Here is an 11,730-nt window from a genome sequence, read left to right on the forward strand (position 1 = left end):
GGGCGTTGAACTCACGCTCCTCTCCGGTACCGAAGAGGCCTGGCAGACACGGGTCGGGGTGGAGGAGGGGCTGCGCTGTCTGGACCTGGACGGGCGGGGGTATCTGGCCGTGGACGTGGGGGGCGGCTCCACGGAGTTCTCCTGGTGGAGCGGCCGGGAGCTTTTGACCCGGTCCTTCCCCCTGGGGGCGATAGGCCTCACCGGTCATCACCTCCACTCCGACCCTCCCGCGCCCGGGGAGATGGGGGAGCTCCGGGATGGCGTCCGGGCCGTCTTGAGCCGGTTGCCGATGGATACCCACGGGTTACCCGTCGTCGCCTCCGGCGGCACGGCGACCGCCCTGGCGGCGATGCACCTGGGCTTGAATGAGTACCTGCCGATGGTGATTCAGGGGACCCGACTGACCCGCGGCGACATCTACGTTATCGTCCTGCGTCTAGCGGGTGTTCCCCTCGCCGAACGCAGGCGGCTGCTCCCAACCGACAATGAGCGGGCGGAGATTATCGTCGCCGGGGCCCTCGTCCTCGAGACGCTTCTCGCGCACCTCGGCGCCGACTTGGCTGACCCAAGGCTCCTGGTATCGGATTACGACCTGAAGCACGGGGCGGCCATCGAAGCGTAGGGGCGGGGCTCTGTCCCCGCCCGCGGGCGACCACGGAGGGTCGCCCCTACGCCCTAAGGACGGAACATGGCACTAAGGACACTGGCGGTGATTCTGGCGGGCGGCAGGGGCAACCGGCTGGGGGTCCTGACCGCCAAGCGCACCAAACCGGCAGTGCCCTTCGGCGGCAAGTACCGCATCATTGACTTCACCCTCTCCAATTGCGTCAATTCGCTCATCTACAACGTCTGCGTCCTGACCCAGTACCGTCCCCACTCCCTGCAGTCCCACCTCGGGCGCGGGGAGCCCTGGGACCTGAAACGCCTGGACGGCGGGCTCGTCCTGCTGCATCCGCACCCCGGCGGTGGGCTCGGCGGGTGGTACCGCGGCACCGCGGACGCCGTATACACGAACTTGCCATTCATCCGGTCGGTAAAGCCCGATCTATGCCTCATTCTTTCCGGCGACCACGTGTACAGGATGGACTACTCCGCGCTGATAAAAGAGCACGTGGAGTCCGGCTCGGGGGTGACGATGGCGGCCATGGAGGTCCCCTGGGAGGACGCGCCGCGCTACGGGATCATCGAGGCCGACGCTTCGGGGAACGTCGTGAGCTTTTTAGAGAAGGTGCCCAACCCGCCGTCCAACTTGGCCAACATGGGAATCTACGTTTTCTCGACCGGGCTCCTGGAGGAGCTGCTCGTTGAGGATGCGGGAAGAGAAGACTCGGAGCACGATTTTGGTCGCGACGTGCTGCCGCGCTGCATAGAGCGGAACGTGCCCTTCCGCGCGTTCAGATTCCGGGAAAAATACTGGCGCGACGTGGGGACGATAGAAAGTTACTGGCAGGCCAACATGGATCTCATCGCGCCCGTCCCCGAGTTCGACCTCTACGATGAAAAATCGAGGGTGCACACCGGAGAGCCTGGTATCCAACGGGTGCGTGGTGGACGGGGTCGTCGTCCGGAGCGTGCTCTCCCCCTATGTCGAGATCGGCGCCGGGGCGGTGGTGCGCGACTCGATAATTTTCTCCGGGACGGTCATCGAGGAGGGGGCCCAGGTGGACCACGCCATCCTCGACAAAGAGGTCATCGTGGGGGCCGAGAGCCTGGTGGGCGCCGGCGACGACTATACCTACAACCAGCGCTTCCCCTCGATCTACAACTCCGGAATTTCAGTCATCGGAAAGAACGCCACGATTCCGCGCGGTACTTCCATCGGGCGCAACGCCTGCGTGCTCCCCGACGTCGCCGACCCCCGAGCCTTCCACGACCGCGAGATAGCCTCCGGGGAGACGGTGGAGGGGTAGGCTCAGAGTGTTTTAATGGAATCGGCCTTTCACGAACAGCCCGCGACGGAACCGGCGCCCGAAAAGCCCGGTATTTTTTGCCAGGGGCATAGCTCGGTTCGCCAGGGGCGTAGCTCGCTTCGCTCGGTTCGCTCGGTTCGCTCGGTTAGCCGTATGGTTCGCGCTCTCGGAGCCGCGTTCCGGCGCTTCGGCGCGCTGTTGGGTTGCTTCCTGGCCGCCGAGTGGAGGCGGGAACGTACCGAGTTCAAGGTGGACTTGGGCTTCCTCGTCCTCGGCCTCTTCGTGGCGGTCGTCCTCTTCCTCATCCCGGTCCCTTCCTACGACGCCTTCGAGCTCGCCATCCCGTCCTCGGGGGAGGTCGTCCAAACCTCCATGCCGCTGGCCCAGGGTCGGCTTTTTAAAATCACGGTGAGCGGGGTTTACCGCTTTCGGCTCGGCGAGCCGTTCGGCGGCCTGGCCGACGCCCAGTTCGCCAGCGTGTCGGGCGAGTTCGACTCCCTGCGGCCCTCGGTGGTCCTGGGCGGTCGGGTGTTGTCCGCCCCGACCAGCCGGTGAGCGATTACAGCGACTTCGGCGCGCCGCGCCACCGCCTGGGCCGCCTCGCGGTGAACGCCTTCCGCTGGAACGGCGTGGCCAACCAGGGCTCCCTCCGGGGACAACCGGTTCCCTACGGGGATTACGTCGTCGAACTGGAGGTGGAGTCGCCGGACGGTCGTTTCAGCACCTGCGACTGGAACGACCCGGCTCGATTGGCGCATCTCGCGGTCCTACCCGGTCCGGATTCGCCCGACGGCCCCTTCGTCCTGGTCAGCCTCACCGACGCCGAGGGTCGTCCGCTCTTCGGCCACAAGACCCCTCGCGCCCTAACCCCGACGCTCGGCCCGGCACGGGTCGAGCTTGTGCGAAAAGCGTTCCCCTGCCTCTACTACCAGCCGGGCGTGACCGATGTGGAAGGTTACGAAAGCCCGGTGCTGGCCTACCTGAAGCGGCAGTTGAATCTGGCGCTCACCACCGCCGCCGAGATTTACGGCTTGCAGTTCGTCCCTTGCCGGGACCCCTCCGGCCGCTTCGACGCCGAGCTGGTCCGTCTGCTCACCGCCTTCCGGGAACGGTTCGATTACCCGGCGCCAACCGAGGAGACCTTCCTCGCCCGGTATTCGAACCTGGGTGGCGGCGTGCCCGGTTCCCCGGTTCCCCGGGCGTTCCTCAACCGCGTTGTCGGCCCGGAGACCTTCGCGTGGCTTGCGAGCATCCGGTTCGAGCTGCCCGGTCTCCCCGGGAAGTGGACCCTCGCCGCGTTCGACAACATCCCGACCTACGACGCCCTCCACCCCGAGCGGAGCCTCTGGCACCGTTTCGTGGACATCTGCGCCAGAATCGTCGCCGAACATCCCGACGGGCGGCCCCACCCCGGTTTTCTCTCCCCGGATGAACGGGGGGCGGTGTTGGATTACACCAAGCGCTACGACATCTCCGACGAGGCCTTCCGCGCCTTCTGCCTGGCGGTGAGCTACCAGGAGTGCGGCCTGATGCACGTTCTGGGCTCGGGACGCAGCTACCGCGCCGCCTACGACCACGGCTCGGCGACGGGGTACATGCAGCTCACCGGTGCCGTGGTCAAGGGTGGGAATTACCTTTTAGAGTACGACGACGACGGCGTCAAGCGTCGGGTGCCCTTCGGCACGCTGCCCCAGGAAACGCGATACGACCTGCGCTACATCGCCGATTTGAACCTCCAGGTGGGCATCAGCTACCTGAAGGGCCTTTTGTCCGAGCAGAGTCGCTGGAACTTCGACCCCCGCTTCCAGGATAACCTCTACCCCGGCGGCCTCTTCGATTTCACCACCGAGTGGGCCAGCCTCCTGCGGTTGAAGCTGGCCGGCGCGATGTACAACGCGGGTCCCTACGGGATCAAGGTCATCCTGCGCGACGTTTACTCCACGATTCCGCCGCCGCCCTCGGGCGCGAACGAGGCGGCGTACTACCGACAGCAGCTCGCCGCGGCCGAGGCCGTGGGCCGCATCGAAAAGGAGCTCGCGACGGAAGGGGTGACCGAGGAGGGCGAGATAGTCCTGGAGCCCACCCCGGCGTCGGTGCCCGCCGATTTCCCGTGGAGCCCGCCCCCGGAGTACGACATGGACTATCCCGGCCTGCCGGGGCTGGATTACTTCTTAGGCCCCTGCGGCGGGGACATTGAGCCGTTCCTCATCCGCTTCGCCTATGACCTGCGCCGGTACATCGCCGGGGAGTACCACTTCCCCTGCGAAAGCTACCCGGGTGGCGAGGAACGGCTGTACCAGATATTCCGCATGCTGGGTCCGTTCTGGATAAACCGGGGCGCGGGCGGCGACTGGGCCCGGGCGGCGCTCATGAAGCTGGAGAAAGAGGTCATCGGCTACGTCGGCGGCATGGAGCGCAACGTCCCCCTGTTCTGGAAGTCCGGAGAGTATATTTTCCGCGAGCGGGCGTTCGATATGCTGGCCTCCCAGGGTGTCACGCGGGCCGAACTGGGCGAGGAGACCGAGGTTTCCGGCGAGGCCGAACAGTTGGAAGAGGAGGCCTTCGTGGGCGAGGGGACCGCCGTGGAGGGAGGAACGGCCCGTGAGTGACCGCGCGGTGATTTCCCTGTTCCGTGAGGAGGAGCTGCCGCGCTACGACCTGTCCCGGGCGCCGGCCCTGGTCCGTCTTCTCGACGACCGGTTGCCCGACGTGGACGACGACCTATGGCGGCGCTGGGGCGCGTTTCAGGGCGAGTTCCTCGGCTGGACCCGGGAGCAGGCCGGGGTGAATCGGGAGTACGTCGCCGAGAGCATCGCCCGCCTGACCGAGCTCTTCGGCCACCGCGGACCCCTGGAGGGGAATGTGCTGGACGTGGGCGGCGGCTGGGGCCTCTTGCGGAAGTGGTGGAGCGTGGGTGGCGATTCCCTATTCGTTGTCCACGATCCCGCCCTGGAACGTTTCCTCAGCGGACCCCCGCCCGTCTACCGTGAGCAATACGGCGAGGCGCTGGAGCGCCCGATGACCTTCGTGGCGGGCTTCGGCGAGGAGCTGCCCTACCGGGACGCGGTCTTCGACGAGTTCGTCTGCGCCGCGACGCTGGACCACGCCCTGGACCCCCGGCGGGTGCTCGTCGAGGGGCGCCGCTGCCTGAAGCCTGGCGGGCGCACGCTGGTCATCCTGCATTGCGCGGGGCTTCCGGGGGAGGAGAGGACGCTCCGGCGGCCTTTCGGGAGTCGTCTTTCGTCCGCGCTCCGGCATCCCCTGCGGTCGTTCAAACGGCTGCTGAGCGGGTCGAAGGACCACCACCTGCATCACTTCACCGCGGAGGGGCTGACCGCCCTCCTGGAAGAAGTGGGCTTCGTTAAAGTCGAGGTCCGCCCGTACGGCGAGGGAAGCGGCGCCCTGGCCTTCCTCGCGCGTTCACCGGAGTGAGTGTGCCGCTACCGCCGCACAGCGCCTTCAACGTGCCCTGCCGGCTCGGTCCGCTGAAAATCCGTCATCGGGTGGCGGGCATCATCGCCCGCGGCGACGGGCTCCTCGTCACCGGCTACGAGCTCAACGGGGGGCGTTTTTACAGCCTCCCCGGCGGGGAGCAGCATCCGGATGAGACCGCCGCCCGGGCCCTCGTGCGGGAGCTCGCCGAGGAGACCGGCTGCCGCGCCGAGGTCGGCCCCCTGGCCTACGTCGCTGAAACCTTCTTCGCCGACCCCTACGACGCCCGGCCGATGCACCTCGTCGGCCTCTACTTTCACGCCGAAATAGACGGCGAGCCGAAGCTGGGGTTCGCCTCCCCCGAGGCCCCCGAGGCGCGGATCATGACCGAGGTCCGTTTCCGCGACCGGCGTTCCCTTACCGACATCGCCCTCTACCCCGCGGGCCTGGGCGATACGTTGAGCGCGGACTGGAATCGGGACGCGCCCGGCCGCTACCTACGCCTGCCGGCAACGGAGAATACCCTGGGGGAATGCGTCACCGGCAACTTTCCCCGGCCGGAGGGCGGGATACGCCCCCGGGGCGTGGGCGTGGTGGTGGAGGACGGGAAGGTCCTTACCACCTTTTACGGTCGCGATTGGTCCTTGCCCGGCGGCGCGGTGGAGCCCGACGAGCTGATACCGGAGGCGGTGGTCCGCGAGCTCTTCGAGGAGTCGGGCCTCGTCGTGGAGCCGCAACACCTCCTCTTCGTCAACGACAACTTCTTCATCGATCCGGTCTGGGCGCCGGAGGGTATGCACGAACTCGGCTTCTACTGGCTTTGCCGCGTCGTAGGCGGGGAGTTCAACCCCGGTCCGCACGTCGAGCGTTCCGGGGAGGTCGAGGAGAGCATCCGGCATTATTGGCGGACCTTGGAGGAGTTGCGCGGCCTGCCCCTCTACCCGGAATGGCTCACGGCCGAGCTCGAGCGCGGGGTGCGTGACGGCTGGCCCTTGGGTACGCGCTACCTCGTCTCCGGGACGGCGACCTAGCCCCCCTGCGGAAGGAAGGGCAAGGGGGTTTGCCGAGGGCATAGCTCGCTTCGCTCGGTTAAGCCCCTTGTCTCCCAGGGCGGCCCGCGTGGTATACTCACATCCGTATTTTCACCACCCTTTTCGTCTCCATTCGACCGGAGGCCGTAATGCCGCTTTTTACCAACGATCAGTTGATGCGCGTGGGCTACGATAAAGGCTTCGCCGTCGGGGCCTTCAACATCAACAACATGGAGATACTCCAGGGGATAGTGGAGGCGGCCAAGGCGGAAAACTCCCCGGCCATCATCGCGGTGAGCTCCGGGGCGTTGAAGTACGCCGGATCCGCCTACCTGGTGGAGATGGTGAAACTGGCCGCGTTCGAGACCGGTCTCCCCTTCAGCCTCCACCTGGACCACGGCAAGGATTTCGCCGCCTGTGTCCAGGCGCTCAGCGCCGGCTTCACCAGCGTGATGATTGACGCCAGTAAGCTCACCTTCGAGGAAAACGTGGCCGCCTCGAAGGAGGTCGCCGGGCTGGCCCACGCCTGCGGCTGCTCCTGCGAGGCCGAGCTGGGCCGCCTCCAGGGCATCGAGGAGCACGTCCAGGTCAAGGAGGGCGAGGCGATTTTTACCGACCCCGACGAGGCCAAGGGTTTCGTGGAACGCACCGGCGTGGATTCTCTGGCGGTGGCCATCGGCACCAGCCACGGGGCGTACAAGTTCAAGGGCGAGCCGAGGCTGGACTTCGACCGCCTGGCCGAGATAAAAAAGCGGGTTCAAGTCCCCCTGGTTCTCCACGGTGCCAGCGCGGTGCCCGACTGGGTGAGAGAGCGGGCCGAGAAGTTCGGCGCCGAGCTCGGAGGAAGTAAGGGTGTCCCCGACGAGGCCGTGAGTAAGGCCGTCACTATGGGCGTGGCCAAGGTCAACATAGACACCGACATCCGCCTGGCCATGCTCGGGGCCATCCGCGAGGTTTTCGCCACCGACCCCAAGGAGTTCGACCCGCGCAAGTACCTGGGCCCGGCCCGCGAGGCCGTCACCAAGGTCGTGCGGCACAAGATGCAGCTCCTGGGCTCGGCGGGCAAGGCCGGCCTCTACCGGTAGAAAATGCGGTTCACAATCACCATCGTATTTGCGATTCTCTTCGCGGCGGCGTCGGCGAACGTCTCCCCGGCGGAGGCCTACGCCTACCCGGTGCCCTGGGTGCCCGCCGAGGGGCCGCTCACGCTGCACTACGAATCGGGCTGGAACTCCTCCCCGCCTACCTTCATCGTCGTGGACACCCTGGGTGAGGAGGTAATCCGCTTGGTCGGGGCGAGGGTGAGCGGGGGACGGGCGGAGGGCGTCTATGACGGCTATCCCGAGATGGTCGTCTTCGAGGCTGAGTGGGACGGCTGCAACGCCGGCGGTCGCCCGGTGAATGCGGGGACCTACCTGTGCTTTGTCCGGGGCAGCATCTTCCGGTTTATCGTGGTCCGCTGAGCGCGGTTGCGCTCGTTGCGCGATGTCCGAAGACAACCGGCGGCTTGGTCTTGAAAAAACTTCACCTCCAGCTCGTGGCCCTACTCCTCCTGACACCCCTCGTCGCTCTGGGCGGGGGCGGAGAGGTTTACCCGGTGGAGGAGCTAGCCGGGGGGAGCTTGTACCTCGGCCTGGCGCGGTTCGGCGTCGCCCTGGCCGGGTCGGGCGAGGCGGCGGTGAACCCGGCAGGCCTGGCCTATGCCGAGAACTTAGACGTCATCGGCTCCGCTACCGCGGCGCCCTATCTGAACGATGCGCTCTACGCCTGCTTCGGCTTGAGCATTGTCAAGCCGATGCGCGCCGAATCGGCGGCCCTGGAGAAGGTCAAGACACTGGCCACCCTCGGCGTCAGCCTGTACCAACTGGATCTGGGAACCGTTTACGGCCGCGACGGCGATGGGAACCGGACCGGCCAGGTGTACAAAACCGATCAATCCTTGGCCTCCATCTCCCTGGGAACGCAGATCGGGGATTTCGGCGCCCTGGGATTCAACCTGAAAGTGCTGACCGTCAACGCCGGGGAACGCGCCGATTCGGGCTTCGGACTCGATCTGGGATTGATGCTGCGTCCGGGCGACCTGCGGGTGGGTCTTTCCGCCGTGAACGTCATCCCGCCAGGCGTCTCGCTGGCCGGCGAACGCACCATAGACTCCCTGATTCTGCGCGCGGGCCTGGGTTACGAGCTTTTCGGGTTCATCACACCCACGGTCGAGGCGTTCTACGTGCCCGATGCGGGGTCTTACCGCTACGGGTTCAACCTGCTCGTGGTCCCCTGGTCCTCCGAGCTGGGGCGCCTGGCCGTGGGCGGGGGGTACGATGTCGAGGGTGAGCGCTGGGGCGCCGTGTTTATGCTCCGCATGGGGTTCATCGAAGTAACCTACTCGAGGTACGAGACGGGCCTCATCGGCCTCTGCCACAGTATCCGGCTGTCCTTCTCCCTCTAGCTCCGGCACACAGAGGTGAAGCTTTGCGAGCGGGTCGAGAATCCTGTTAAAATCGCCGTGAAACGAGGTTGAGCCCCCTGACGAATCACAACCATACCAGGCCAGGAGCGGTTCATGACTGAACGGACCGGGGAACGCCGCGGGCCGTCTGTCCCCACCGGGCTGATGCTCAAGTGCGAGAGCTGCGGCGAGACCCTCTACTCCAAACAGCTCGAGGAGAACCTCTTCGTCTGCCCCAAATGCGGCTTCCACCACAAGGTCCCCGGACGCAAGCGCATCGGCCAGCTCGTGGATGAGGGGAGTTTCGAGGAGCACGACACGGGCCTCACGACCCTGGACCCCCTCGAGTTCGTGGACCGCAAGCCCTACTCCCAACGCATCGCCGAGACGATGGCCAAGACCGGGGAGACCGAGGCGGTCATCTGCGGCCTGGCGACCATGGACGGGATAAAAATCTCGCTGGCGGTGATGGACTTCACCTTCATCGGCGGCTCGATGGGCACGGTGGTGGGGGAGAAGGTGACGCGGTCGCTGGAGCGGGCGCTGACGCTCGGGATTCCCCAGGTGACTGTGTGTACCTCGGGTGGGGCGCGGATGCAGGAGGGCATCCTGTCGCTGATGCAGATGGCGAAAAGCTCGGCCGCCTGCGCCCGTCTGCGCGAGGCCCGGCTGCCCTATCTCGTAGTTCTCACCGACCCAACGACCGCCGGGGTGATGGCTTCCTTCGCGCAGCTTGGGGACGTGCACATAGCCGAGCCCGGGGCGCTTATGGGCTTCGCCGGCCCCCGGGTCATCGAGCAGACCATCAAGCAGAAGCTGCCGCCGGGATACAAGGGTCAAGACAAGGGGTTTAAACGAGCGAAGCGTAGGGGCGACCCTCCGCGGTCGCCCGCGGGCGGGGACGGAGCCCCGCCCCTACCGCCCCCGGCAAACCGAGCGTAGCGAGCTACGCCTCTAGCGAAACCCCTTGCCCTTTCGCCATGCGCAAAGCTCTCTTGGTCAGCCTTGTCTTTTTCACCCAGCTCGCGGCCCAGGGGCAGGTTACTCATTTCGCCCCGCGAACGGCGCCACCCGTTACAGTCGGTCAGGCGGTCCTCGACGAAGTGCCCTCCGCCTCTACCCTCGCCGCCCTGCGGGAGGCCGACGAGCGCAACGACTTCTTCTTCGTGGATTCCCTCGTCCCCGGTGAGCTGGGCTTTGCCGTGGACGCCGAGACCGGCTGGATCGAGTACCGCATCGCCGAGGAGCGGCTGATCCTGAACGTCAACGCCCGCGTGGCCTATAACGAAATGCGGCTCTCCGCGGACACGGTGGTTTACGAAGGGGCGACGGGGGAGGTGGAGGCCCTGGGCGCGCCGGTGCTGGTCGAGGGCAACGAGCGCGTGGACGGCGAGCGGATGCGCTACAACTTCGACACAGGCCGCGGCATCGTGTACCAGGGACGTACCGGCCTGGAGACCGGCTTCGCCACCGGCAAGAAGCTCAAGCTCCAGGGGGAGGATGTCATCCACATCTCGGACGCCACCTTCACCACCAGCGTCCGGCCAGAAAATCCGGAGTACCACTTCTGGTGCCCCCAGCTCAAGGTCTACGCCGGGGACAAGGTGGTGGCCCGGCCGGTGGTGCTCTTCATCGGCCATGTCCCGGTGATCCTGGCGCCTTTTTACTACTACCCCCTGGGCCACGACCGGCGCTCCGGCTTCCTGGCCCCCCGGCTGAGCTACCACGCGCACCGCGAGTTCCGCGTCCGCAACGCCTACTTCTGGGCAATAAACGACTACGCCGACGGCACCTTCGCCCTGGACTACGACACCACCCACGGCTGGCGCCAGGAGGTGGAGGGGCGCTATCTCTACGGCACCGAGCGCGGGATGAACTGGCTCCGCGTCATCCACGATGAGGACCGTCTGCGGAATAAGGAACAGTGGAGCTTCACCGGTCAGCACCGCCAGGACCTGCCCTGGGAAATGGACGGCCTCTTGAAGCTGGCCCTGCGAAGCGACCGCTTCTACGATCAGTACTACTCGGAGTATTTCGAGGAACGGACCCAGCGCGACCTCGACAGTTTCCTCTCCATCTCCCGTTCCTGGGAAAACTTCTCGGCCAACGCCAGCGTGGACTACACCTCCACTCTCATCAGCGAGGGGGGGACGGAGGTGGAGAGCCATTTCACCACCGAGGGGGAAGGCGCACTCGGCCCGGCGACCTGGACCGTCCCCCGCCTGAGCCTGGGCATGACCCAGACCGAGCTCTTCGGCTCGGGGGCCTTCTTCTCGACGAGCTTCAGCTATTACAACCGCCTGCGCGAGGGGACCGTCCCCTTCCGCACCGCCGGTCTCGACGCGCACGTCTCTCGCCCGTTCGGTCTCTTCCGCTGGTTCAAGTTCACCCCGTACCTGGACGGGAGTCTGGACTGGTACCGCCTCGCCGCCGACGGATCCCCGGACCTCGTCCAGCCGCTCTACTCGGCGGGAGTCGGCGGCTCGACGCGCATCTACGGCCTTTTTAACCCCGGAGAGGACGAACTCCGGCACGTCATCGAGCCGAGCGTGAACCTCACCTGGCGACCCGGCATTGACACGGAAAATGTGCCCCCGGGCGGTCAGACCCAATCCCCCTCCACCATCCTCACCCTGGGGCTGACCAACCGCCTGAAATTGCGCCAGGGCGGCGGCCTCGAGCTGGACACCGGCGCCACCGAGGATTACGGCACGACCAACCAGGCGGTCGAGCTCCTGCGCTGGGACCTCTCCTCGGGGTATATCGTTGATTCCCCCGTGCCGGTGGTGCAGCCCTGGAGCGACCTAATCAGCCGCGTGTACATCACGCCCGTCTTTGCCGACTGGTACGACTCCCAGGTCGTCATCCAGTCCCGGCACAACCCATACACCTGGGATACGGAGAGCTTCGA

The 11,730-nt window shown here is 66.3% G+C and carries 11 protein-coding genes and 1 pseudogene; all 12 read left to right on the forward strand.

All coding sequences use genetic code 11. The features are described 5' to 3' along the window. Positions 1–622: hypothetical protein (locus tag NTW26_09720; protein ID MCX7022530.1), on the forward strand; the 622-nt coding region annotated here is incomplete at its 5' end. A gap of 66 nt (positions 623–688) precedes the next feature. After that, positions 689–1,405 (forward strand): annotated as a pseudogene (locus NTW26_09725) (sugar phosphate nucleotidyltransferase). Between the two features lie 91 nt (positions 1,406–1,496). Continuing rightward, the gene (locus NTW26_09730) at positions 1,497–1,910 is read left to right on the forward strand and encodes a hypothetical protein (protein ID MCX7022531.1); all 414 of its coding nucleotides are present in this window, start codon (positions 1,497–1,499) and stop codon (positions 1,908–1,910) included. A gap of 153 nt (positions 1,911–2,063) precedes the next feature. Further along, positions 2,064–2,465, forward strand: coding sequence for a hypothetical protein (locus NTW26_09735; GenBank protein MCX7022532.1), 402 nt, complete (start codon positions 2,064–2,066; stop codon positions 2,463–2,465). After that, positions 2,462–4,519: a hypothetical protein gene (locus tag NTW26_09740; GenBank protein ID MCX7022533.1), complete on the forward strand. Its 2,058-nt coding sequence runs from the start codon at positions 2,462–2,464 to the stop codon at positions 4,517–4,519. The genes NTW26_09735 and NTW26_09740 overlap by 4 nt, the downstream gene beginning before the upstream one ends. Continuing rightward, positions 4,512–5,342, forward strand: a complete 831-nt coding sequence (locus NTW26_09745) for a methyltransferase domain-containing protein (protein ID MCX7022534.1) — start codon at positions 4,512–4,514, stop codon at positions 5,340–5,342. The genes NTW26_09740 and NTW26_09745 overlap by 8 nt, the downstream gene beginning before the upstream one ends. Positions 5,343–5,344: 2 nt before the next feature. Continuing rightward, positions 5,345–6,373, forward strand: a complete 1,029-nt coding sequence (locus tag NTW26_09750) for an NUDIX domain-containing protein (protein MCX7022535.1) — start codon at positions 5,345–5,347, stop codon at positions 6,371–6,373. A gap of 149 nt (positions 6,374–6,522) precedes the next feature. After that, the gene (fba, locus tag NTW26_09755; GenBank protein MCX7022536.1) at positions 6,523–7,458 is read left to right on the forward strand and encodes a class II fructose-1,6-bisphosphate aldolase; all 936 of its coding nucleotides are present in this window, start codon (positions 6,523–6,525) and stop codon (positions 7,456–7,458) included. 3 nt (positions 7,459–7,461) lie between these two features. Continuing rightward, on the forward strand, positions 7,462–7,836 hold the full coding sequence (locus NTW26_09760; GenBank protein MCX7022537.1) for a hypothetical protein: 375 nt from the start codon (positions 7,462–7,464) through the stop codon (positions 7,834–7,836). Between the two features lie 50 nt (positions 7,837–7,886). Next, positions 7,887–8,819, forward strand: coding sequence for a hypothetical protein (locus NTW26_09765; protein MCX7022538.1), 933 nt, complete (start codon positions 7,887–7,889; stop codon positions 8,817–8,819). A 114-nt stretch (positions 8,820–8,933) separates the two neighbouring features. Beyond that, positions 8,934–9,761: an acetyl-CoA carboxylase carboxyltransferase subunit beta gene (locus NTW26_09770; GenBank protein ID MCX7022539.1), complete on the forward strand. Its 828-nt coding sequence runs from the start codon at positions 8,934–8,936 to the stop codon at positions 9,759–9,761. Positions 9,762–9,799: 38 nt separating this feature from the next. Next, positions 9,800–11,730 (forward strand): putative LPS assembly protein LptD (locus NTW26_09775; protein ID MCX7022540.1); only part of this gene is annotated, 1,931 nt, incomplete at its 3' end.

The organism is bacterium (genome assembly GCA_026398675.1).
GTDB lineage: Bacteria > RBG-13-66-14 > RBG-13-66-14 > RBG-13-66-14 > RBG-13-66-14 > RBG-13-66-14.